This is a genomic window from Pantoea sp. (genome assembly GCF_028283705.1).
In the GTDB taxonomy this organism is placed as follows: Bacteria; Pseudomonadota; Gammaproteobacteria; order Enterobacterales; family Enterobacteriaceae; genus Pantoea.
Map to the genome: position 1 here is coordinate 91,660 of NZ_JAPWKD010000019.1, position 25,431 is coordinate 117,090.

A 25,431-nucleotide genomic window follows, 5' to 3' on the forward strand; every position below is an offset into this window, starting at 1 on the left:
GTGATTTATTTTCTCTGTTTTTATGTTATTTGAAGAATTTATTTGAAGTGGATCACAAAATTAAATTAATGTCCGGGATGGGTTGACGGATGGTTATCTACTGAAGCATGCGGATTGTTTGTGATTTGCTGCCAGATTGTTATGGATATTGGGCGGGCTACGGCACCCCATCAGAATATTAACAATCACAACCGAAGACAAGAAGAAAATATATCTATAATAATTTAATTAAGATAATTCTGTTTAGAGGGGAAGCCGTTTGAAGGCCGGTAGCATAATAACTACCGGCTAATTTTAGATTTATTCTACGCTGACTGTCTCAGCCGCCTGCTCAACGGTTTCCATAGCTTCGAACAACACTTCGGCAGTGACTTTAACCGGCATCAGGTGAATGGTCTCTTTCGGACGCAGGGTATGCGCAATCATCGCCTCAATCTGCACTTTGTCTGAGATATCGATGCCCAGCTCGCGCAGGCTGGTTGGCAATTTCAACTGACGATAGAAGCCCAGCAGCATTTGCAGTTCCTGCTCGTCCTTCATCAGCGCGACCTGGACCAGAATCCCGTACGCCACTTTGATACCGTGCAGAATACTATGCGTCTGCGGCAGTACCGTCATACCATTGTGTACCGAATGGGCTGCCGCCACGCGGGTAAAACGTTCGCCCAACCCACCAATTAATCCGCCACCGGCAATGATTGCATCCACCACAGCGATGAATCGTTCGGTTAATGATCCATTATGCAGATCGGCCAATACCGTTACACTGTCACTCAGCAACAATTCCTTAAGTCCGCGCGCCATATTGAGTGCGGTGCGCGCGAGATAAGGCACCTCCGATGCCTGGAAATTACCCACCAAAACGCTGGCCTCATACCACTTGGCTAACGTATCGGCGATCCCGGCCAGCAGATAAGGTGCCGGAGCTTGCAGAATGATCTCTGGCTCGACTAAAACCAGATGGTTCGCCTGTTTGAAGATCTCATAGCCGATATTCTCCCCTTGGGGGTTATACCAGACGGAAAGCGGCGTCCAGGCTGCGCAGGTCGCTGCAATAGTAGGAATCAGCACTACCGGTAATTGCATGCGGGCTGCCAGCGCTTTCGCGCTGTCCATCACCGTGCCACCACCGACGCCAATGATCACTTTACAGCGTGGTCCGGCCTGCTCAGCCAGACGGCGAATCATTGGGTCATTACAATGCTCACGGATACAAGCTTTACCGGCGGATTCAACAGCAAACGCCTCTGGCAACCAGGCCTGCGCGGCCTGTAACGCTTGTTCACCATACAACCACATCGCATGTTGTAAGTCAGATTCGCTATAGAAGTTGTTTAATTCACGGATCGCGCCCGGAAAGCAGTAATAATTAGCTGGCCCTGGTACTACCTGAATTTCAGTAAAAGACATTTTTTCTTTCCTGGATAATTATCGTATTAACGCTGCACAACATCGGCATAATCTTCAGCATCAATGTCATAGCCAGCAGGCTCCCAGCGAATTGCAAACAGTGCCAGCAGGCCCAACACCGGCGACAGGGCAATCACCCAGAACAGGCCGGTGTCCAGACTCGCGGTCAGCAGCGGGAATAAAAACAGCGCGATAGTGGTGGCGAAACGGGTGATGGTCTGATTCAGTCCCACCCCAACACCGCGTATTGATGCCGGATAGCTCAGTGAGGCATACACCATGGTTTGTGCACCCGGTCCAAACCCCTGCCCCAGCAGAAACAGCGCCAGATAAGCACAGCACAGGGCCGCCTTCAGTTCATCATCAGGTCGTCCCGCCAGCGCCAGTCCCAGCAGGGCCACTAACTGACATGCGTATCCTGCAATACTCATCGCCCGCGCACCAAAACGCGGCACCAGCCTCACAGCGGCCAGTCCCCCGGTAAAGGCGAAAAACAGGTTGAGTGCCAGCGATACTAAAATGGTGGTCAGCATCGACTGCTGGAACAACGTGGAAACGATGATCGGTAACCCGAAGGCAATGGCCCCGTAAGCAAAGGGAGAAACGAAGGACATCACGCTGGTCAGGATGGTCCGTCGCAGGTAGTGGCCCCGTAACAGTAAACCGTAATTCTTCCAGCTTGCTTTGTGTTTGATAGCGGTTGATGAGCCTGCCGCTTCCGTCTGTGGAGCGGCCACGGCCGGGATGTTGTAGGACACGCGCAGGATTTGCGCCGCCTGCTCCAGATCGCCCTGATTGGCAGCCCATACCGGAGATTCCGTCATATAACGCTTACGAATCGTCAGAATCACCAGCGCAGGTACCGCCCCAAATCCGACAATGTAGCGCCACAGGGATGCAGTCTGACTTTCCGGCAGCCAGTAAAAGAAGCCCAGCACCAACAGGTAAGAAACCGAGATGGCTGCGTACCAGGTCGGACACCACATCGCGATACTGGCGGCCTTGTTGCCACGCCCTTTTAGCCTGGAAAACTCGGCCAGAAATGCCATCGCCACCGGGAGGTCAATGCCGATACCCAGCCCCATAATAAAACGGCTGATGCCGAGCACTTCGGCGTTCGGTGCCAAAGCGCCCAAAATAGCGGCAAAGACAAAGAAAAACATATCCGCCATAAAGACACGATAACGGCCAATTTTATCCGTCAGATAACCGCCGATCAGCGCGCCGACAATGGCACCCATGGTGATCGCGGAGACCACCAGACCAATGCCTTTAGGGCCAAGACCGAATTCACGCGTGATGTCTTTTACCCCGAAGGCCAGCGCACCGAGATCGTAGGCATCCAGGAAAATACCGCCGAGCGCAATGGCAACAATGATGCGTGCATTGCTCCGCGCCTGGGTGGAGTTGTTGACTAACTGGCTGACATCGGAAGCGCTGCGGATGGTGTGAACAGCTGAGCCTGGTGATTCAGTCTGCTCGATTTCATTAGTTAAAGTTAGTTGCGTCATGTTTACTATTTATCGTTGTCATCATCTAGATGTTTGGATGTCCAGACGGACAGATTTCCACATTCATTCAGCTCTGGCAACCTTTTTGCCGTGATTAGTTATGAAATATCGTTATATGACAGATATATAACCAGAATTTAACATTAGCTCAATTTGTCACCCTCCCTCCGCCGGGGGACATGGCACTGACATTTTTTTGGGAAAAATTGCGCTGAATGGATGCAAAGAGTTACGGGCGTGTAATGCAACTTAAGAAAGGATGTTACATTTTACACCATGCCTGTACAATCTATGTATAGTTGATAACAACTGTCAAGGCTTAAAAACACCTCACATCAAACATAACAGCATGAAATATAATGATTTATTAAAACTTCAGGTCAGGAAGCCTGGGGTGAGAGGCTATTTGCCTGGCGGGATGTGAATGGAACAGCAGCACGCTGGTCATCGTATGCACAGCAAAGGTACACAAGATGGCGTACAGGCAAAATAGAGGGCCATGTCAGGTCTTTTCATCTGCGTTACAATTATTAACAATTGCAAAATCAATAATTAACACCACCACTCCACGATTTTAACCAACTGATTGTATTCATCTTTTTTCCATCACGTGATTCACGTCAAATTTTCACCCTTTTGCTACCGTTGGCAAAGAGTGTTGCCAACGGTAGCAAAGGAAAACATAATCGCAACATTACTTCACGCACAGACTGTGTGGGATGAGAAAATCGCTGAAACACTCCCTCTAAGCATTTGGGCGCATGGAGAGGATACTTTATGCTGTGTGCCATGACGCGTCCGGGCACAGTGTATTGAGTATGAGTAGAGCGAAAAGCGGTGATAGAAAATTTCAGCAACCGACGGCAGATGACGTTGCCAGGCTGGCTGGTGTTTCGAAATGGACGGTACTGCGGGCTTTCAAAGAAAATGCCTCCATTTCCCCTGAATCCAGAGAGGCCGTGCTAACAGCGGCGAACCAGCTGGGGTTTCGACCAAACCTGCTGGCACGTGGCTTAAAGCAGCGCAGCACAAAGATTATTGGCGTAGTAGCCGATGAGTTCAGCAATCCGCATACGCTGCGCATGCTGAAAGAGGTGACTCAGCAACTCAACGAACGTGGCTACATGACGCTGCTGTTGAATATTGAGTCCCCGGAAAATTATCAATCGGTACTGCAAATGGCCGGTCAGCTGCAGGTTGATGGCATCATTTATCTGGCCACCATTGTCAGTGATGAGTTGCTGGTGGTGGCCGAATCGCTTCACCATATTCGGGCTATCCATGTGTTCCGAAACACCGATAGTGCTGACGTTGAAGTGGTTAACAATGATGGATTCAAAGCGGGCCAGGCGCTGGGACAAGTGCTTATCAGTGAGAATTACCAGCGCTATGGCTATATGAAAGGGCCAGATACCGCTTCAAATCATCTGTTAAGAATGGAGGGGTATGAAGCTTGTCTGGCTTCGCAAGGTCAGTCATTAGAGGTTGTGCTGGTTGCCGGGCATTACGACCGCGATCTTGCTTATCAATGCATGATGGCATATCTGCATGAAACGCCAGCAGATCAATGTATCGATGCATTGTTTTGCGAAAACGATGTACTGGCTTTCGGTGCCATCCAGGCCATACGGGATTTCAGTCCGGATCTGCATATTGGCGTGGTGGGATTTGATGATATTGATGAATCTCACACCAGTACCTGGGAATTAACCAGCTGGAATCAGCGAGCCGACCTCCAGACCGCCGAAGCCATCAATCGGTTACTGGATGATCGGATTGATGAAGGGGGAGAGTGGCAGAAAGGAGAATTATGCCTGCGCCGCTCGCATCTTAGAAAATAAACCATGCTTTCGCCATTATTTATATAATGGCGAAAATAACAGGAGACCATTACCCAACAATCTATCGCCGTCATACTCGATCTACTCAATTCAAAATCAAATAACACTGTCTATTAGATACATTCTTCTGAATATTTTATCAGTGAGCGTGTTCATGTAGTCGGTGACTCTTTTTGCCTGGAGCATCGTATGGAACGCAGAAGTTTTATTAAAGCAGGTTTAGTTCTGGCAGGAACAGGAACCGCTGCATCTGTATTTAAGCCAGCAGGTGCAGCTGAAAATAATAATGTATTGCAAGGTGGGAAACTGTGGCGCGCTAAAGAAACGACCTTGCCGGTACCCGCAGACCCAACAAAGCGATTATATCTGAATGAACGCGAATACAACCTGGTCACAGCAATCTTTGACCGCCTGATACCCGCCGATGAACTCAGCCCCGCTGCCTCCGAAGCGGGTTGTGTTGTCTTCATCGATAATCAACTCGCCGGAGATTATGGTAAGGCGAGCTGGCGTTATAATCAGGGACCCTTCGAAAAGGGCACCGCATCTCAAGGTACCCAGACCCCCTACACACCTGCGGAAATTTACCGCAAAGGCTTACTGGAACTGGATAACCATTGCCTGTCGCTTTTTGGCAAATCCTTTACTACTTTGTCTCATGACGCCCAGGATAGTTACCTGGAAAAAATGGAATCGGGTGAATTCAAATACCCAACCTTTTCTTCAGAGGTCTTATTTGGACAGTTTCTATCGAATGTGATGGAAGGATTCCTTGCTGATCCTATTTATGGTGGTAACCGCAATATGGTCGGCTGGAAAATGATTGGTTTCCCTGGTGCACGTTACGACTATCGTGATTATGCGCCGTTAAAAGGACAGAAACTGAATATCGAACCAATCAGCATTATTGAACTTCTGAAAGCGTAAACCCGACAAGGCAAATTATGAATTACACCAGACCTAAGGCTGATGCCGTTATTATCGGCCTCGGATGGGCCGGTTCGCTTATGGCTGAAGAACTGACCCGCGCAGGATTAAATGTCGTCGCAATTGAACGTGGCCCATGGGAACAAACACAAACTAACTTCTCTCCTGCGATTGCCGCCGACGAGCTACGTTATGGCGTGCGACGCGAGATTTTAAAACCACCACGGGTAGAAACGCTGACTTTTCGTAATGACAGCAGCCAAAAAGCCCTTCCCGCTCGTGACTGGAATGCCTTCCAGATGGGGTTCAGTGTCGGCGGTGCCGGCAAGCACTGGGCGGCGAATGCCTGGCGTTTCAACCCTTCAGATTTCGAAATGGCGACCCGCCTGCGCGACCGTTACCATAATATGAAGCTGGCTGATGGCCTGATCGTGCAGGACTGGGGCATCAGTTATGCCGAGCTTGAGCCTTTTTATGATCGTGTTGAAAAAATCGCCGGTATTTCAGGCAAAGCGGGCGTCATCGGCGGCGTAACACAACCCGGTGGTAACCCGTTTGAAGGCAGCCGCACCAGCGAATACCCTACTCCCCCGCTGATCCGCTCCCACTGGAATGATAAGTTTCACCAGATCACCGAGAAGATGGGCTACCACCCGTTCCCGATTCCTGCCGGGACCATTGGCGCTGCCTATACCAATCCGCTGGGTGTGAATCTCGCCCCCTGTACCTATTGCGGCTACTGCGGTTTCTACGGTTGCGGCAACTGGTCCAAATCATCACCGAATATTTGCGTGGTCCCGGCGCTGATGGACCGAACTCATTTCACGCTGTTGACCGAATGCACCGCGCTTTATATCGATAAAGCCGCAGACGGGAAAACCGTGACGGGGGTGACTTTCCGCGATTCGGATGGGAATACCGGTTTCCAGCCTGCGGATATCGTCTGCCTGTCGGCCTATCAACTGGATAACGTGCGTTTACTGTTGCTGTCCAAAATCGGCAAAGCCTATAACCATGCGACCGGTGAAGGTACGTTAGGCCGTGCCTATAACTATCAAACCATGTCGATGGGCTATCTCTATTATGAAAATGAACATATGAACCCGTTCATTTCTACCGGGGCCTTGTCGACACAGATTGATGATTTCAACGGCGATAACTTCGATCACTCCGGATTAGGTTTCCTCGGTGGCGCAGGGATCCAGGCGCTGTCCGACCAGGGTACGCCGCTGGGAATGACTGACCGCCTGCCCCCTGGCAGTAAAATGTGGGGCTCAGCCTGGAAGAAAACGTTCCAGAAAAGCTACCAAAACTACGCCAAAATCCAGGGTCAGGGGACTTCATACTCGCATCGCGATTCTTATCTTTCGCTCGATCCAAACTACACCGATGACAATGGCCAGCCGTTACTGCGACTGACCTTTGACTACAACCAGAATGATCGACTCATGGCGCGCTTTATCCGCGATCGCATCGAAGATATATGCCGTGTATCCGGTGCCACATCCTGGGAGACGGAAGCCTTCCCGGATAAGCACAACTCCCCCTTCCGCGCCTATGACAGCTCGCACACCATTGGCGGCGCGGTGATGGGGCTGGACCCAGCGACCTCGGTGCTTAACCGCTATCAGCAACATTGGGACGCGCACAACCTGTTTGTGCTGGGTGCTTCTTCTTATCCCAATAACGGCGGATATAACCCCACCATTACCCTCAGCGCACTGACGTTGTGGACCGCTCACGCCATCGTCAATGACTATCTCAAAAATCCGGGATCACTGGTGCGATAAGGAGAATATCATGGGTAAAAACATTCGACGTGTCGCCTATGGAGTGGTCACGGTCGCGGTGCTCGGCGCGATAGGTTATACCGCGTTAGTGCAATATGGGCTGCATAAAAGCTACCCGCAACAGGTGCTGGTTGCTGAGAATCCTGATCAACTGAACGAACAAATCAAGCGCGGGGAGTATGTTGCCAGGCTGTCAGATTGTACGGCCTGTCATACCGCAGAGGGTGGTCAACCGTTCGCCGGGGGTTACAAACTTAACACCCCATTTGGCGCGATCCTTTCTTCCAATATCACTTCCGATCCGGATACCGGCATCGGCGGCTGGTCGCAGGAGCAATTCGATCGTGCAGTGCGTCACGGTGTCGGCTCTCACGGATACCTGTATGCGGCAATGCCCTACAATGCTTACGCTAAATTAACCGATCAGGATTTAGCCGATTTGTGGGCTTATATCCGTACCATTCCGCCAGTCAAAAACCAGGTTGTGGAGAACCAGCTCCCGTTCCCGTTCAACCAGCGCTGGACGCTGGCAGGATGGAATCTGTTATTTTTCAAAGACAAGGTATTTGAGCCGCAGGCTAATGTCAGTGACCAGGTGAACCGTGGTGCTTATCTGGTTGATGGTCCCGGACACTGCTCGTCCTGTCATACGGCAAAAAATATGCTGGGTGGCGATACCTCCGCTTATCTGCAGGGGGGAGCGTTGCAGGGATGGTACGCACCAGATCTGACGCCTGATCCCCATGCAGGTCTCGGCAAATGGAGTGAAAGCGATATCGTGTCTTATCTGCGCTCGGGCACCAATAAGATGACTGCGTCATCCGGTCCGATGACGGAAGCCATCGAAAACTCGACGCAACACATGACAGATGACGATCTTCAGGCAATCGCACTTTATCTGAAGTCTCTGCCTGCATCCGGAACACCTGTGCCCCAGCCTCTTTCAGCTGACAATACCGCCATGATTGTAGGCAAGAAAGTCTTTGAGTCTCAATGCAGCGCCTGCCATGTCTCTAATGGGAGTGGCATCCGTAATATGATCCCTGCGCTGGCAGGTAACCCGCAGGTGAATTCCCCTGACCCATTAAGCCTGATTAATGTGGCACTGAATGGCAGCCAGGGGCCATTTACCCATGCGAATCCAACGGCAGCGGGTATGCCGGGTTTTGCCCAGAAACTTTCTGACAGTAACATCGCGGATGTGATGACCTACATTCGTAACAGTTGGGGTAATTCGGCTGGACAGGTCTCTACAGAGGATGTGGCAAAAGCACGTTCATCAACCCAGGCGCAGCCGTGGCTGGGTAGCAAAATACAGTAATCGATAAATCTAAGCCCCGGCAGATTTTCTCCGGGGCTTAATTAAATATCTTGTTATTCCAGCATCAGGTTAACTTTTCCGGCATCGGCTTCATTATCGCCGGATGAATTAACATAAAACATCACGACAACCGACATCAGCAGCGAAACTGCCATAAAAGTATAGGATGCACCCGGCGAGTTGGTTAAACCATTTAAATAACCGACTAACCATGCACCGAGAAATGCCCCTAATGCACCACAGCAATTAATCAGCCCCATTGAAACACCCGCCACATTCTTTGGCAGAATTTCCGGAATAAAAGCAAAGAAAGGTCCATAGGGTGCATACATACAGGCTGCGGCTAAAACCAGTAAGCCATAAGACAGCCAAAAATGCTGTGAACCAATCAGCCAGGAGCCAAAGAAAGTTATCGAAGCAACCATTAATAATGGCCAGATAAATACTTTCCGGTTTTGAAATTTATCCGATAACCAGGAAACCAGCAACATGGTGACAATCGCGGCAAAGTATGGCACCGCGGTAAGCCAGCCTACGGAGACAATATCAATGGTGGCGGCCATTTTCAGGATAGAAGGCATCCACATCATAAAACCATAAACTCCGACACTCCACAGTGCATGAACGAAACAGAGCATCACCACTTTTTTGGATCGCAAAGCCTCGCCATAGTTGCGCATCGGCTTAATATTCTTTTGTTCTTCATCGAGCTGGTTTTGTAACACGCGTTTTTCTTCAGGATTCAGCCAGGTCACCTGTGATGGCTTATCTCTGACTAAAAACCACCAGGCAAATGCCCACAGTACCGCAGGAGCCCCTTCAATCATGAACATCTCCCGCCAGCCGAAGGCATCAATCAGATAACCCGATGCGATTGACATCCATAACACGGTCACCGGATTGCCTAACACGAGGAAAGTATTCGCTCTGGAACGTTCGGTTTTTGTGAACCAGTTACTGATATAAATCAGCATTGCCGGCATCACTGCCGCTTCGACAACGCCCAATATGAAGCGGATGACCATCAGCATGGGGATATTGGTCACAAACCCGGTGGCGGTGGCACAGAAACCCCACAAAATTAAGCTGACGAAAATAAGTTTCCGTACACTGCGATGAACGGCGTAAATTGCGCCCGGCACCTGAAAAAAGAAATAGCCTAAAAAGAACAATGCGCCAATCAGCGACGACGTTGCATGAGATATCCCCAGATCTTTTTCTATTCCTGATGCAGCAGCAAATCCATAATTAGCCCGATCCAGATAAGCCAGGCTATAAGTGATAAATATAACTGGCATTAAATACCACCAGCGTTTGGCAGGTAATGCAATATTATTCTTATGCATTTCTTTCATCAGTGCGCCCCTGGATATGAAAGTTACTATTGGAAGACAAACGGGATAATTTTAAAAAACCACCCAATCTGTTACCCGTAACCCTACCTGAAGCGCCATCACAAGAATTGTGATCAATGTCTCAACCAGGTTTTTACATTCTGTCCTGTAACTTAATTTTGGTAACACGTCCTTGTAACATTACGTAGCAGTAAAGGGGCAATGAGTCATACGGATAAGATAAAATACCCGCCTGTGAGTACTGACGGATATTTTCCTGCGACATTGCGTTTTCAGTAAAGACTTATCAGTATTTCGCAGGGACTGAGTGGGCTACCGATTCAGAAGGTCTTTTTCGATGAACCTGACCACAGCATCCGCATCGCATGAAGGAATCACCTCGGTAGCGATAGCTTTTGCTTCTTCAATGCCGTTCTCAGGAACGTAGCAGCGATCGGCATTCATCAGCATCGGCAGATCATTAAAGTTATCGCCAAACGCCACCACTTCGTTAGCCCCCAGATAATCTCGCAGGAAGTCGATGGCTGAGCTTTTTGACGTCTGGTCAGACAGGATATTCATAAAATAAATATCCGGTTGCGCGCTGTAGACATCACGGTTGAGAAGGCAATGCGCACCCTCTTCGCCGGTGATAGCGCTCTGCAGTAATGACAGGGTGTGGTAGTCATGGTAAATGACAAAATAGAGCGGGACATACTCTTCCGGCAGTTCACTAAATGACACCGTTTTGAAGATTTTCTCCCCCAGAAAGGGGCGTTTACTCTCGATAAAGTGCTGGCTCAGGTCATCACTGGCTGTCTTATAGAACAGGCCATATTCAGTGCCCTTCAGGCAGTAGAGAAATCCTTCCTGGCCGCATCGTTCCAGTTCACGCTCGACAGCCCGGATTAAATCATCGTGCAGACGCAGGGTTTTCACCGGCTTGTCCGCAATCATATCGAAGATAAACAGCCCATCACTGAGTATCGCCGGGCAGGAGAACTTTACGCCTTCCAGCAGCATATTGACTGAACTCAGCGTTCTGCCCGTTGCACAGGTGAAAAACACGCCTTTGTCAAAGAAAGCTTCTATGGCATGTCGGGAATAGTCCGACAATACCCCGCCACTGTTCAGGAGAGTCCCGTCAAGATCGCTGACATAAAGCGTTTTTTTCATCTTATTCCTCTGGCTGACAACAGCGGTATCCACATGCGCCATATATGCCACACGCCATAGGGAAATGATAGACCTGGTGCTTATGTTTAAGACAGGTACTCAGGACCAAACCTGATGCCCGTTACGGGGCAGAAAAGAGTTATTTTGCGAGGGATCGTTGACAAGCGATATTTATTACACCCCGGCATAATAATCAGAAATAATATTATGCCGGGGGGATAATCAGATATTTACTTTTAATTGCTGGATAAAACGGCTGCGCCAGGGTTTGAGTACCAGTAAGGCCAGTAACGCACACACAATATCCAGCGTAATCGCGCATGCAAACACCAGGCCCCAGCTGCTGGTATGCTGATACAATAATGCCGCCAGCGGGCCACCAAAGATCGAACCAATACCCTGAGAAATATACAGCCATCCATAGTTAGCGGTGGCGAAGCGGGTGCCAAAGGTATCGGTTAACGTGGCCGGGAATAACGAAAATATCTCGCCCCAGCCAAAAAACACCAGCCCGGATAGCAAAACAAACAGCAGAGGATCATCCTTGCACAGTAGCCATAACGTCATTGCACAACCTTCCAGCCCAAACGCAATGAACATCATCTTTTCACGGCCAATACGGTCGGAAATATAGCCGCACACCGGTCTGGTGAGGCCATTCATAAAACGGTCAATGGTCATGGCCAGAGGCAGCGCAGCCATACCCAGCACCGTCACCGAAGTAATACCAAAATCACCGGCAAAAATGGCCATTTGCGATGTCACCATCAGGCCAGACGTTGACATCATGGTCATCATGACAAACATCAACCAGAAAAGTGGCTGACGTAACATTTCCCGCGATGTGAAGTTTTTGCTGCTGACATTGTGGGGAACATCGGCGCTCTGAGCCGTTGAAGCTTGCGGTGCACGTAGCCCCTGGCTGGCGATAAAACCCACCACAGCCATGATCAGACCAAACTGCCACAAGGTATTTTCCAGCCCTTTCGCTGCCAGAGAGGAGGTGATCGGAAACGTCGTCAGGACCGCCCCCATACCATATCCTGCCGCCACCATGCCGGTAGCAAACCCTCTCTTCTCAGGAAACCAGCGCACCATCAGGCCGACGACACCGATATAAACAATGCCGGTACCCAGCCCTCCCAGCACAACATAATAGAGATATAACTCCATCAGCGATTCCATGCGCGCAACCAGCATCCAGCTCAGTCCCGTCAATACGGTCCCTACGGCAATCAATTTACGCGGCCCAAAGCGATCAATAAGCTTGCCCTGAATAGGTGAGAAGAACGTTTGCAAAATAATCAGAATTGAAAAAGTAATCTGAATCTCGGCCAAAGGCGCATTTAGCTTTTCCATCAATGGGCGGGTAAATAATGCCCAGACATATTGGGGGCTGGAGATCGATATCATACAAAGCAGTCCCAAAGCCAATTGACCCCATTTTTTCTTTTGGCTAACGACGACAGCGTCAGACAATGCTGTATTAGTCATATTATTGCTCCGACTGACAAGTGAGTCAGTCAGATTTGCATATACCATGCCAAAGTTAATATCGGTGTTAAGGCGACGCCAGCGGCAGAATATTGGCATATTACAGCACCAGCTTGCACCAAAATGTTGCAGTAACACCAGGAAGAGAAGTGGATGCCAAAATATTAAAGCCGGAGGGTAAATTTACCCCCGGCTCCGAAATTGAATGCAAACTTTAAAGTCGCTTTGTTGCTGGACGGCCTCTCCTTGCGTTAACGCAGTTGCGCCGAGTAGTGTTCTACCCTGTCATCCAGCACCAGCATATGCCCGGCATAGTGAGTAAACAGATATGCACTCCCCAGCGCGGGTAACACCTGCTGCGGTGTCACGCCACAGGCCCAAAACACCGGCACCTGGCCGGAGTGCACCCCGGGAAAGACACCGAAGTCCGGTGCTGCCAGATCGGTAATACCAATCTCTGCGGGATCGCCAATATGTAACGGCGTCCCATGTGCAGAGGGATAGGCCGCACTCAGCGCCACCGCTTCATCCACTTTATCTGCTGCGACGGGACGCATACTCACTGCCACATATCCCTGCATACGGGCAGTGGGCTGGCACGGAATCTGTGTCAGATAGACCGGTGGCGCGGCAAGACTCACCGGAATACCTGCGCGGCGCAATGCACCATCCAGCGAGTGGCTGCATCCCAGCAGGAACGCCACGGCATCATCCGGCCAACGGCCGAGCAAATCGTACGGCTCATCTACCAGCTGGCCCTGCTGCCAGACACGATAACGGGGAAACATGCTGCGCAGATCAATGTGGCTTTTCCCCATTAAAATTTCGGTCTGTCCCGGTTCGCTGACTGCTAATACCGGGCAGGCTTTCGCATTGCGCACGCAAAACAGCAGGAATTCATAGGCGTCAGATTGCGGCAATACCACCAGATTGGCTTGCTGATAGCCATCCAATAACCCAGCCGTGGGCTGACGCCATTCGCCACGCGCTGTCGCCGCCCGTAACGCCGCCGGTGTGCTAAAAGGGGTCATTTAAGCACCTCATTATGGGTATCTTTGAGGCGCATCAGCGTCCACAGGCTAAGTAGCGCCGCGCATGCCATAAAGATGCCCGGAACCAGCAGGAAACCGGTTTTATTGATCAGCAGGGTCACTAAATACGGCGTGATACCGCCACCCAGAATCGCGCCCATATTGATGCTGATCGCCATGCCGGTGTAGCGCATGGCTGTCGGGAACTGCTCGGCATAAGTGGGATACCCTACCGATTGCACAATTGGCATCGGTAGCGTGGCAATAAACATCGCCAGCGCGGCCAGCCAGATGTTGTGGTGGTCCATCAGCATCATCATCGGGATCACCAGCACCACATAACCGATAAATCCAATGCGCAGAATGGCACGACGTCCGTAACGGTCTGACAACCCCCCCCAGAACGGCATCATGCTGGCCATTGCCAGGCTGATGCCGGCCATCAGCCAGAACACCTGTTTTTTGTCAAAGCCCAGCCAGGAGGTCAGATAGATATTCATAAACACGAGGCCAATCCAGTAACCGGCATTCTGGCCGAACGTCAGCATGATGACACGTAACATGGCTGGCGTTTGGGTACGGAAGACATCGCTGAACGGACGCTTTTGTATTTTATTGCTGGCAAGAAATTCTTTAAAGGCCGGGGTTTCTTCGACCTGATGGCGAATTAACGCCGAGAAAATCACCAATGGGATGGTCAGCAGGAAGGGTATGCGCCAGCCCCAGGCCGCCAGCTGAGTATTGTCCAGCAGATTGCTGGTCACACCGCACACCAGCGCTGCAAACCCGCCACCGAGCGCCACCCCTACCGGGGTGAAGGCACCATAAAAACCGCGTTGCCCCGTCGGTGAAGATTCGGCAACAAATGCCGCCGCTCCAATAATTTCCGCACCGGCAAAGAATCCCTGAATCAGGCGCAACACCACCAGCAGCAAGGGTGCCGAAATACCCACTGCAGCGGCGGTTGGCAACAGACCAATGGCTGCTGTTGCGCCCCCCATACCCAACACGGTCAATAATAATACTTTGCGGCGTCCGATACGGTCGCCAAGTCTGCCCAGTAAAACCCCACCCAGCGGACGAATTAAGAACGCGCTGCCAAATACCGCCAATATAGAAAGCAGTGCTGCCGTATCATTCCCGCCGGGGAAAAACAGCGGTCCAATAATAACCGCCATAAAGCCATAAATACCGAATTCATAATATTCAATGGCGGTCCCGGTCATGGAGGCCATTGCCGCACGCCGGGCAACGCTGCTTTCACCATACTGTGGTTTGACACGCCCGCGAGGTAAGGTTAATTGTGATTCAACTTCATACGACATTTTTCACCTGCCTTGTAAAACAATGAGATGGAGGTTCAATATCAGCCGTGCGGCTATTGTTTTTTCTGAACACTGTCATTGATCTGGAGCAAGAGAAATGCCATTTATCGAACTGATAAAAATGTTTCGTGCTTAGCGCCATTGAATGATAAAAATGATGGATGAGTTAATTAAATGATTTTTATTTTCATTTGCGAGCTTACTTTCCCGCTTATTTTCCCCCTCCTTTCATCCGTTAAACGGGAAATAAAAAACACTTAGTCGGCGATCATTTATTCCGCTGCACGTTATGCAGGCAATATCCTCATTTTGGTGCAGGGAAATCGCAGGCATTAAAAAACCGGTCATTGACCGGTTTATATTTACCGCGAATAAAATAACGCTTACGTGCACAAAGCATTCAGCCATGCTGCACGCTCAATCGCCAGTTGTTGTGCCTGATCGACGCTGATCAGCCGAAATTGTATTTCGTCGCCAGGCAGCATTTGCGCCAGGCGCGGCAGATCGACGCTGGCAACATGGGCAATTTTTGGATAGCCGCCGGTGGTTTGCGCATCGGCCATCAGGATAATCGGCTGTCCATCGGGCGGCAGTTGCAGGGTACCGTAATCCACCGCTTCCGAAGGCAGTTCCCTGGCCTGTTCCCGGGTAATCACTTCCCCCTCCAGGCGATAGCCCATGCGATTCGAATCCTGGCCGATGCGATAAACAGCAGCCAGAAAGCGTTGCTGCATGTCAGCGGAGAGTTGCTGCCAGTGACGTCCGGCCATCAGGCGAATGGGTTGTTGCTCGCGAGGGAAAAGCGCTGGCGCGTTAAAGGGCAATACGCGGGGTGTGGCGTTGGCAAAGGCACTGCGGGTAACCAGATGATCGCCCTGACGCAGATAGCGTCCGGCAAAACCGCCAAACTGCGCCATCAGGCAAGTGCTGCGGCTGTTCATCGTCGGTGAAACATGAAAGCCACCGTGCACGGCTAAATATGCCCTCGCTCCCTGCCGACGCTGACCAAAACCGAGCACCGTCCCGGCAGGAACAGAAATCGCCTGCTGCATGGGCACCGGCTGCCCATCAATATGCGGTGAAAGATCGGCCCCGCACAGTGCGATAACAGCACGACGCCAGAAGCGTAGGCGTGGCCCCAGCAGGGTAATCTCCAGAGAAGCGCAATCGCGCTGATTACCGACTAACAGGTTGGCAAGGCGGTGAGAGTAGCGGTCCATCGCACCACACACCGGAACACCCGCCTGTTGATAACCGTAACGCCCTTCATCCTGCAGGCTGCTTGCCATACCCGGGTGTAACACCTCAAGCGACATACGACATGTCCTCCAGCGCTTTGAATTCCGCTTCATCAATGGCGCGAAAGCGCACCCGATCACCGGCCTGTAGCAGACACGCCGGTTGGCGTTCGCTGGAAAACAGCGTCAGTGGCGTTCGCCCTATCAGATTCCAGCCGCCCGGTGAGGTCAGTGGGTAAATCACCCCCATCTGGTTGGCGATACCGATCGATCCTTTTGCGACAGAAAGACGCGGTGTAGCGCGACGCGGCAAGGTAAAGATCGCATCCAGCGCCCCAAGGTAGGGATGACCGGGCAAGAAGCCGAGCATCAGTACATCGACGACTTTTTGCTGGTGACGGCTGACCACTTCCTCGGGTGATATCCCGCAATGCTGCGCAATATTTATCAGGTCCGGCGCGTACTCCCCCTGATAGCAGACAGGAATGACCCTCTCGCGGCCCTGTTCCGTTTCCTGCGGGGAAAAACGACTCAAGATTGCATCCAGGCGATTCACCAGCTGGCTGTAAGGTGACAGGGAATTATCGATACGCCACAGCACTTCCGGCTGATAGTGAATACCGAGCGAATGCGCCGCAGGGACGATATCACGGACGCCAGGCAGTGGATTAGCATGCAGAAATCGCGCGAGCTGGGAGAGCAGAGTATGGGGGGCGGAATGCCCGGGTAAGGTGACAATCATGCAGCGTTCACCTGAAGGATCGCGCCGCCACGTCAATGTTTTCTTGACCATAGTGTCCCGTGATCTGGCGAGGCGAACCTCGCCCTGGCAGTGGCTTAACGAGCGAACAGCTGGCTCATATCTTTGAACGCTTTGAATTCCAGCGCATTGCCACACGGGTCGAACAGAAACATGGTTGCCTGCTCGCCCACCTGACCTTTGAAACGGACATAGGGTTCGATCACGAATTCAGTCTTGAAATCACGCAGGCGGGCAGCCAGCGCTTCCCACTCTTCCCAGCTCAGAATGATGCCGAAATGCGGCACTGGCACATCGTGACCATCGACAGGGTTGGTATGCGCATGATCCTGGTTCGCGGTTTTAGGATGTTCGTGGATCACCAGCTGGTGACCATAGAAGTCAAAGTCCACCCACTGGGTGCTGGAACGACCTTCGCTCAGACCAAAGACTTCGCCGTAAAAGCTACGCGCAGCAGCCAGATCGTAAACAGGAATCGCAAGGTGAAAAGGACTTAACGCCATGTTGTGCTCCAGAATCAAGGTTGTATTGGTGTCGTTGTGATTCTGTGATAATAAGGATAAAATTTTTTATTAAAAGCGAATATATTTTTCGTCAAACAACAATTTTTTCGATGAGTGTGGATATTATGCTGCGTGAGCTAAAAACCTTTGTAGCAGTAACTCAGTTAGGATCTTTTGCCGCTGCCGGACAACGGATTGGCTTAACCCAGTCGGCAGTCAGTGCGCAAATTCGCAGCCTGGAGGAAGCGCTGGGAATGCAGCTGTTTGACCGCTCCGGTCGCACCGCCATTCTCAATGCTGATGGCAATCGCGCGTTACCGATGGCCGAAGAGATTCTGCAAATTTTCTCCCGCATGGCCCAGCCCGAAAACCTGAATGATTATCGCGGTTCGATAAAAATTGGCGCGATATCCTCGATTCAGACCGGATTGTTACCGCAGGCATTGACTCAACTGCACGCCACCGCACCAGGGCTGGAGACCAAACTGCTGCCGGGGGTTTCTTTTAACCTGCTGACCCAGGTTGAAGCGGGGAATATTGACCTTGCCGTGGTGATCAAACCGGGATTTCCGCTGGCGAAAGAGCTATGGCATAACACGCTGGTGCGCGAACCTTATGTGCTTATTGCGCCCGCAACGCTTACGGGCGACGAACCGCTGGCGTTGCTGCGCAGCCAGCCGTTTATTCGCTATGACCGCACCTCGTTTGGTGGGCGTCAAGTCAGCATGTTCCTGCGTGAACATCGTCTGGAACCCAAACTGGCGCTGGAAGTGGATGAAATCGATGCCATCGTAAAAATGGTTGAGAGCGGCTTAGGTATCGCGCTGGTTCCCTGGGCCGGATTATGGACGGAGCGGCAGTGTGCCTTGCGTATTCTCCCCCTTGGCGAGCTGACGTTCTACCGCGAACTGATCGTCGTCACGCGCTATGCCAACCATAATGCCCCTTTACATCGCCTGATCATCGAGTGCCTGCAACAGGCGGCTCTCCCCTCAGGCGAAGCTCCGGTTTCCGCCGGTTAATTTGCCGCGCGCAACATTTTGCACATATGTGCAAAAAGGTCGCAAAACTGTCACATTGCACCGATATATTCCTGTCTGTTTTCAACCGACAGGGATGCATCTGTGTCTTATCAAGCCGAAACTCACCCGCGCACGAAACTTCGCCACGCGTTGTCCATCATCAGCCAGGAGCCTGCGAATCTGCTGGGTGCACTGCTGATGATGCTATTTAGCTGGATCATTCTTGCCCCGGTGGTTGCGGTACTGCTGAATGCCGTGCTGGTGCAAAGTGGCGACGAAGGCCGCACCGATGCCACTGAGGGCGCATTCACCACTTACTACCTGCTGCGCACCCTGACATCAAAAATGTCGGATCTGCTGCTCTGGACACCGTTACTCAATACGCTGGCCGTGGCCCTAAGCACCATGGTGGGTGCACTGATCGTCGGGATGACGCTGGCCTGGCTAATCAACCGCACCAACGTCGCGGGCAGAAAGTGGTTCGCCACCCTGCTTATCGTGCCGTTTATGCTGCCCTCCTGGACCTTCGCCCTGGCGTGGACCACCATTTTTAAAAATCACGCCATTGGCGGTCAGCCGGGTTGGCTGGAGGCGATGGGGATCCAGACGCCAAACTGGGTGGCCTATGGTTACTTCCCGATTGTGGTGATCATGGTGCTGCACTACGCGCCGCTGGTGATCCTGATTGTCGGCAATGCCCTGAAGCGCATGGATAGCCAGATGGAAGAATGCGCCAGGGTGCTGGGTGCCTCGCGCCGCACCATTGCCTGGAAAATTATCATTCCGCTGATGCGCCCGGCGCTGTTGTCTGCCGCCTTGTTGATCTTCGCCGACTGCATCGGTGAGTTCGCCCTGCCCTATATTCTTGGGCTTCCGGTGCACTTCGACACCCTCTCCACCGGGTTATACCGGGCGATTGGCACTCGCCAGTCCGGCGTGGCAGCGGTTATCGCCACGGTGATAATGCTGATGGGGATGATCACCCTGATCCTCGATATGAAGATGCTGCGCGAGGCAAAACGCTTCGTCACCGTCGGCGGTAAAGGCGTGATGGAACGTCGCCGCCAGCTGGGTTCCTGGCGCATACTGGCCTCCTTCCTGCCGCTGACGTTTGTGCTGCTGGGGGTGGCGATTCCGCTGATCACCCTGTTCCTGTCAACGGTGATGACCCTGCCAGGCCGCTTCACCGCCGACAACTTCACGCTGGCGTATTGGATCGGGCATAACCTCGATACCGTCGCCCTGCATAACGGCATCCTGCTGACGCCGGAATTCTGGCATACGGTATGGAACACGCTGCTGATCGTCGGCTCCGCCTCCGCTGCCTGTGGGGTGCTGGGCTTACTGGTGGGTTATGCGGTAATGCGCTGCCATTCGCGCTGGATCGCAGCGTTCTTGCGTCAGTTAACCTTCCTGCCGTATCTGGTGCCCGGCATCGCTTTTGCCGCCGCCTTTCTTTCGTTGTTTGCCGTGGCGCGCGGACCGGTACCGGCGTTGTACGGCACCCCGCTGATTCTCATCCTGGCATTAATTGCCGAAAAAATGCCTTATGCCAGCCGTTCCGGTATTGCGGCCATGACCCAGTTAGGCAAAGAAGCGGAAGAAGCGGCACGTATCGCCGGTGCCGGTTGGTTCGCGCGCATTTCCCGCATTGTTATCCCCATTCAGGCGGCCCCGCTGGCCACCGGGATCCTGCTGCCGTTTATCTCTGGCATTAAAGGCGTGAGCCTGTTCGTCATCCTCGCGACCCCGGCCACAGATGTGCTGACCACCTATTCCCTGCGTCTGATTGACTACAACTACCAGCAGGCGGCCAACGCCGTGGTGCTGATGATTGCGCTTATTTCCTGGGCTGGCACGGTGATCATTCAGAAAATCACCGGGACTGGTCTGGCCGATGGTCTGGAGAACTAACATGCCCTCAATCCATTTATCCAATCTGACCAAAACCTATGCTGGCAGCAGCGCGCCAGCGGTCAACAACATCAACCTGACAGTTAAAGACGGCGAATTTATGTGCCTGCTCGGACCGTCCGGCTGCGGTAAAACCACTATCCTGCGCATGATTGCCGGGATTGAGCATGCCAGCGGTGGCGAAATCATCATCGGAGACAACGTGGTGGACTCCGTACTGCAGGGGACCTGGTTGCCTCCTGAGAAACGCGGCATCGGCCTGGTTTTTCAGAGCTACGCGCTTTGGCCGCACATGACCGTGGAGCAGAACGTGGATTTCGGTCTGCGTCTGCAAAAAGTCCCGGCTAAAGAGCGCGTTGCCCGGTGCCGCGACGTGATGGAGAAACTGCGTATCGCCGATTACGCCGCGCGTTATCCGGCCCAGCTGTCTGGCGGACAACAGCAGCGTGTTGCCCTGGCGCGCATGCTGGCGGTTAACCCCGGCGTGCTGTTGCTTGACGAGCCACTGTCTAACCTCGATGCCACGCTGCGGCTGGAAATGCGCGCCGAGCTGCGCCGCTTACATGCCACCTTCGGCACCACCATTGTTTTTGTCAGCCACGATCAGTGGGAGGCGATGACTCTCGCCACCACCATCGCGGTGATGAGCGCCGGGCAGATGCAGCAGGTCGGCACGCCGGATGAAATCTATGCCACCCCAGCGAACCGCTTTGTCGCCGAGTTTATCGGCACGCCAAGGCTGAATATGATCCCGCTTGATCAGCCGTTAAGCCCGCTGGCGCAGCATTTACAGCAGCGCTTTTCGCTGGACGCACCGGCGCAGGTCTGCGGGATCCGGCCAGAAGAAGTGGTGATCAGCGCGGAATCCGTCAGCAACAGCGTGCCAATGACCATCGATAACATCATGCCCACTGGCGGCAGCTGGGTGATTGAACTGGTGGCTGGCAATGATCATCTGTTCCACTCCACCCAATTGCGACCGCGCTGGCAGGCACAGCAGCAGGTGCATTGCCAGTTACCCGCTCACTCCCTGCATTTCTTTAACAGCCACGGGCAGCGTGTCCCTGCCCTTTAACCCAATTGTTCACTTGATGATGGAAGCAAAATGAAACGTCGTTTAACCGCCCTTTTCGTCACCAGTACCTTACTCAGCGGCCCGCTGGCCCAGGCGGAATCCTTCGATTTGCAGGCCCTGATCGCTGCCGCCAAAAAAGAACAACCGATTACCGTCTATGCCTCCACCGGGAAGATTGTGCAGCAGGCGAAAGCTTTCAGTGAGCAATACGGGTTACAGGCGACCGGGGTAAAAGCCGATGCCCCGCAGATCATTGAAATCATGAGTCGTGAAGCGCAGGCAAAGAATGTCAGGACGGATGTAGCCATTGTCGAGGATGCGCCAGCCGGGATGACACAGCTGATCAATAAAGGTTATGCCCAAAGCTGGGTGCCAGAGGATCTGCGCGGCAACATTGCCGCCCGTTATCAGCAACCGCTAACCGTGGTGCTGGCACCGAACGTCTTCGCCTACAACACCGATCATCACACCACCTGCCCGGTCACCAATATCTGGCAGCTTACCGAGCCGCAGTGGCATGGCCGGGTGGCGATGCAGGATCCCACCAGCAAACCCGCGTATACCGACTGGTTCAGCCAGATGGAAACCCATTACGATCAGCAGATCCGCGATGCGTACCAGCAGGAGTTCGGCAAACCGCTGCAAACCGATGAAAAATCGGCCACCGCGGCTTTCGTCAAAGCGCTGGCAGGCAACGGCGTTTTGCTCACCCATTCTGATAACGATGCCGCTTCCGCCATTGGCGCGCCGGATGGCAAAACTGATTTTGTTGGGCTGGTTTCAACTGCCAAATTTCGAGACAACAAGCTGGGCATGAAACTGGGCCTGTGCAGTGGCATGAAACCCTTTATTGGCTGGAATTATCCCAGCCTCGGCGTGATCGCCACCGGTAGCCATAGCCCGAATACGGCTAAACTGTTTATTCATTATCTGTTAACGGCTGAAGGCATAGCCCCACAGGGTGTAGACGGCAAAATGTCTACCAATCAGACGGTAAAACTGCCTGCTGATGAAGCCTCCGGCATCGAAAAATACCGGGCAGAATTGATGGAATACCTGACGGCAACGGCCAAAAACGACTGGAAAAGCCGTCAGGACTGGCAGGATATCTGGAGCCTGAACTATCAAAAATAGCGATTGACCAGACCAGGCGATCACCCTTTTTCTCTTCATCACAGGCAGATAACCTTGACCCATATCGATATAGAACAACGAGAAGCGGCGCTAAAACGCATTATCATCGAGGCGGGAGAGTCCGCGTTGCGTTATTTTCAATCGCGCAAAGCGGGTGAATATCAACTCAAAGGCCATCAGGATATTCTCACCGAAGCCGACACCGCCGTTGAGGCGCTGGTGTTGCAGGCCATCACCGACGCCTTCCCCGACGACCTGGTGCTGGGCGAAGAGAGCGCCCATCCACCCGCCAGTGCAGAGAGTTTGTGGGTGGTAGATCCGATTGATGGCACCGCCAACTATGCCCGCGGCATCACCCATTTCTGCGTGTGTATTGCCTGGGTTCACCGGGGCATCACCGAGTTGGGTGCCATCTACAACCCGGTCAGCAAGGAGCTTTACCAGACGCGCCGTGGTCACTATGCGCTGAAAAATGATCAACCGTTACACTGTAACGCCATTGACGATATGCAGCAGGCCTCTTTAGAACTGGGCTGGTCTTCCCGTCATAGTCAGCGCCGCTATCTCGATGTGATGGCTGCCATGCTGAATCAGGGGGCCAGCGTGCGTCGCGGCGGCTCCGGTGCGCTGGCGCTGGCCTGGGTCGCGGAAGGACGCACTGATGGTTATGTTGAACTGCATATGAATGCCTGGGATTGTCTCGCAGGCTTGCTGCTGGTGCGCGAAGCAGGCGGCCAGACCGGGCCGGTTCCCGCCGATGCAGCCGGTATTTTTAACGGCCTGCCGGTACTGGCGTCCGCGCCAGGCATCGCGGCCTCCGTTGCACGCGCCTCAGGCATCCCACTGGACACCCCGCCAACGCCGCTCCCGACCTTGACAACGCATTATCCCCGCCCGCCGCTAAGTTTAATCGTCAGCGATTTTCCCGGCTGGGAGGTGGATATCTATATCGGCGGATCCAGCGGCGTGTGCGATGCAGCGCTGCTGGCCGAACATGATATTGGTATCGTGATTAACTGCGCGGTGAACCTCGATATCGACTGGGTCACCACCCCGGAAGATCTTGCAGCAGCACATCTGCTGAATCACGGTTCCGGTGCGGTGCGTTACTACAAACTCGGCCTGATTGACGGCGACGGCAATGCGCCAGAAATGCTGCATGCCGGGTATTACCTGATGCGCTCGGCGCTCCAGCAGCAGATTCCTGATAAACCCTCCTACCGCAACCGCAAAAGGGGCAATATTCTGGTTAACTGCCGTGGCGGACGCAGTCGCTCTGTCGCGCTGGTGGCATTGTTTATGCACCTTGAATGTCCGCAACGCTATCCAACCCTGGATGATGCCCTGACCGTGGTCCGTGACAAGCGTCAGCTCCATCCGGATGAATGGTTTGAGACACCTAAACCCTCGCTGACCCGGCTGGCGGAGCATGCCATCGCCATCGAAAACGCACTCAGCGCAGCAGGTTTGCGTCATGAGCGGTAAAAATCCGGGTTTTGCCAGCGCCACCGAGGTGGCGCGCCTCGCGGGCGTTTCCCGTTCCGCGGTGTCGCGCACCTTTACCCCTGGCTGCAGCGTTTCGGCGGAAACCCGGCGTAAAGTGCTCGCGGCCGCACAGGCGCTTAATTATCACGTCAATCATCTGGCGCGTGGCCTCTCCAAAGAGGCCAGCCGCCCGGTGTGTATCCTCGGCGGCAATCTGGCGTCGCCGTACCAGGCCAGTTTACTGGAACACCTTACCCGCAGCCTGAATAAATATGGCCGGGCGGTGATGGTGATCAACACCGATGACGGCGAGGACAGTGCCAGAGAAGCCCTGCAACAGACGCTTAACTACCGTTCCACGGCAACCATTGTGTTGTCAGGCAAGCCCCCCAGCTCGCTGATTGAAATATGTCTGCAAAGTGGTCAACAGGTGATTGTGATCAACCGCATGGGGCAGTTTGCCGGAGCAGATAGCATTGAGATCGATTACAGCTCGACCATGAATGAAGCCTTTAAGCTGCTGGTTAACGCGGGCTGTCAGCAGATCGCGTTGGTTTCCTCCTCTGCGCGCTCGCCAAGTATGGTGATCCGCGAAACCCGCTTTCTGGCAGCCGCGGCTGAAGCCGGGACTCAGGTGTCGCTGGTCAGGCCCGGTAGCGCCAGCTATCAAAGCGGTGTCGATGCGGCGCGGGAGTTGCTGAGTCAGACGCCACGCCCGGATGGCGTGTTCTGCGTAACCGACCTTATCGCCTGCGGGTTTATGGATGCGGCGAGATATGAGTTTGGTTTACGCATTCCACAGGATATCAGTGTAATTGGCTTCGATAACATCGAACAGGCCAGCTGGCTGGGTTATCAACTCACCACCTTTTCCCAGCCGCTGGCCGAGATGGCCGAAGCCACCTGCGAACTACTACTGTCCCCCACCGCCGATAGACCGAGCCGCCGGGTGTTTCAGGCGCTGCCGGTGCGGCGTATTAGTTTAAAAGACTGAGACAGATTTCGGGTTTTGCAGTGGAAGATTGTGCCAGCGCAAAGCGCATCTTCCCGCCATCCGGAATGACAAACGCATTAATTTTGTGAGGATTTCGCTAAAAATAAGTATGTAAATATTTCAGGATGTTGTTGAGAATGTAAAAG

General features: G+C 52.9%; 20 protein-coding genes. 10 read left to right on the top strand and 10 right to left on the bottom strand.

Going from position 1 to position 25,431, the window contains the following annotated elements; genetic code table 11:
* Positions 1–300: 300 nt before the first annotated feature.
* Complete coding sequence (locus tag PW844_RS16570) at positions 301–1,410, bottom strand: oxidoreductase (protein WP_299453997.1); 1,110 nt, start codon at positions 1,408–1,410, stop codon at positions 301–303.
* A gap of 26 nt (positions 1,411–1,436) precedes the next feature.
* Positions 1,437–2,921 (bottom strand): MFS transporter, encoded by a 1,485-nt coding sequence (locus PW844_RS16575; protein ID WP_299453999.1) that lies wholly within the window; start codon positions 2,919–2,921, stop codon positions 1,437–1,439.
* Positions 2,922–3,739: 818 nt separating this feature from the next.
* Here PW844_RS16575 and PW844_RS16580 point away from each other — a divergent pair.
* From PW844_RS16580 to PW844_RS16595, 4 genes are all read left to right on the top strand, one after another.
* Positions 3,740–4,762 carry a LacI family DNA-binding transcriptional regulator gene (locus tag PW844_RS16580; RefSeq protein WP_299454001.1) on the top strand — a complete coding sequence of 341 codons (1,023 nt, stop codon included), beginning with the start codon at positions 3,740–3,742 and terminating at the stop codon, positions 4,760–4,762.
* 189 nt (positions 4,763–4,951) lie between these two features.
* Complete coding sequence (locus PW844_RS16585; protein WP_299454003.1) at positions 4,952–5,689, top strand: gluconate 2-dehydrogenase subunit 3 family protein; 738 nt, start codon at positions 4,952–4,954, stop codon at positions 5,687–5,689.
* A 17-nt stretch (positions 5,690–5,706) separates the two neighbouring features.
* Complete coding sequence (locus PW844_RS16590; RefSeq protein ID WP_299454005.1) at positions 5,707–7,479, top strand: GMC family oxidoreductase; 1,773 nt, start codon at positions 5,707–5,709, stop codon at positions 7,477–7,479.
* A gap of 10 nt (positions 7,480–7,489) precedes the next feature.
* A complete protein-coding gene (locus PW844_RS16595; RefSeq protein ID WP_299454008.1) occupies positions 7,490–8,800 on the top strand; it encodes a cytochrome c in 1,311 nt (436 codons plus the stop codon).
* Between the two features lie 53 nt (positions 8,801–8,853).
* Here PW844_RS16595 and PW844_RS16600 read toward each other — a convergent pair whose 3' ends face one another.
* The 8 genes from PW844_RS16600 to PW844_RS16635 form a co-directional block, all read right to left on the bottom strand.
* Positions 8,854–10,155: an MFS transporter gene (locus tag PW844_RS16600; protein WP_299454011.1), complete on the bottom strand. Its 1,302-nt coding sequence runs from the start codon at positions 10,153–10,155 to the stop codon at positions 8,854–8,856.
* 312 nt (positions 10,156–10,467) lie between these two features.
* A complete protein-coding gene (locus PW844_RS16605) occupies positions 10,468–11,310 on the bottom strand; it encodes an HAD family hydrolase (RefSeq protein WP_299454013.1) in 843 nt (280 codons plus the stop codon).
* A gap of 222 nt (positions 11,311–11,532) precedes the next feature.
* Complete coding sequence (oxlT, locus tag PW844_RS16610) at positions 11,533–12,804, bottom strand: oxalate/formate MFS antiporter (protein ID WP_299454016.1); 1,272 nt, start codon at positions 12,802–12,804, stop codon at positions 11,533–11,535.
* Between the two features lie 251 nt (positions 12,805–13,055).
* Positions 13,056–13,835: a DUF1445 domain-containing protein gene (locus PW844_RS16615; protein ID WP_299454019.1), complete on the bottom strand. Its 780-nt coding sequence runs from the start codon at positions 13,833–13,835 to the stop codon at positions 13,056–13,058.
* A complete protein-coding gene (locus PW844_RS16620) occupies positions 13,832–15,160 on the bottom strand; it encodes an MFS transporter (protein ID WP_299454022.1) in 1,329 nt (442 codons plus the stop codon). Before PW844_RS16620 ends, PW844_RS16615 begins: the two co-directional genes overlap by 4 nt.
* 383 nt (positions 15,161–15,543) lie before the next feature.
* Positions 15,544–16,476 (bottom strand): biotin-dependent carboxyltransferase family protein, encoded by a 933-nt coding sequence (locus PW844_RS16625; protein WP_299454024.1) that lies wholly within the window; start codon positions 16,474–16,476, stop codon positions 15,544–15,546.
* Positions 16,466–17,191 (bottom strand): 5-oxoprolinase subunit PxpB, encoded by a 726-nt coding sequence (pxpB, locus tag PW844_RS16630; RefSeq protein WP_299454026.1) that lies wholly within the window; start codon positions 17,189–17,191, stop codon positions 16,466–16,468. The genes PW844_RS16625 and pxpB overlap by 11 nt, the downstream gene beginning before the upstream one ends.
* A 44-nt stretch (positions 17,192–17,235) precedes the next feature.
* A complete protein-coding gene (locus PW844_RS16635; RefSeq protein ID WP_299454029.1) occupies positions 17,236–17,661 on the bottom strand; it encodes a VOC family protein in 426 nt (141 codons plus the stop codon).
* A 110-nt stretch (positions 17,662–17,771) separates the two neighbouring features.
* On the opposite strand from PW844_RS16635, the gene PW844_RS16640 reads away from it, so the two are divergent.
* The 6 genes from PW844_RS16640 to PW844_RS16665 all read left to right on the top strand — a co-directional run bounded on the left by PW844_RS16640 (position 17,772) and on the right by PW844_RS16665 (position 25,285).
* Positions 17,772–18,683 (top strand): LysR family transcriptional regulator, encoded by a 912-nt coding sequence (locus PW844_RS16640; protein WP_299454032.1) that lies wholly within the window; start codon positions 17,772–17,774, stop codon positions 18,681–18,683.
* A gap of 102 nt (positions 18,684–18,785) precedes the next feature.
* Entirely contained in the window at positions 18,786–20,597 is a 1,812-nt protein-coding gene (locus PW844_RS16645; protein ID WP_299454035.1) for an iron ABC transporter permease, read from the top strand.
* A 1-nt stretch (position 20,598) separates the two neighbouring features.
* On the top strand, positions 20,599–21,672 hold the full coding sequence (locus tag PW844_RS16650) for an ABC transporter ATP-binding protein (protein WP_299454038.1): 1,074 nt from the start codon (positions 20,599–20,601) through the stop codon (positions 21,670–21,672).
* A gap of 30 nt (positions 21,673–21,702) precedes the next feature.
* Positions 21,703–22,806 (top strand): ABC transporter substrate-binding protein, encoded by a 1,104-nt coding sequence (locus tag PW844_RS16655; protein ID WP_299454041.1) that lies wholly within the window; start codon positions 21,703–21,705, stop codon positions 22,804–22,806.
* Between the two features lie 54 nt (positions 22,807–22,860).
* On the top strand, positions 22,861–24,291 hold the full coding sequence (locus PW844_RS16660) for an inositol monophosphatase family protein (protein ID WP_299454044.1): 1,431 nt from the start codon (positions 22,861–22,863) through the stop codon (positions 24,289–24,291).
* On the top strand, positions 24,281–25,285 hold the full coding sequence (locus tag PW844_RS16665; RefSeq protein ID WP_299454046.1) for a substrate-binding domain-containing protein: 1,005 nt from the start codon (positions 24,281–24,283) through the stop codon (positions 25,283–25,285). The genes PW844_RS16660 and PW844_RS16665 overlap by 11 nt, the downstream gene beginning before the upstream one ends.
* Positions 25,286–25,431 lie beyond the last annotated feature (146 nt).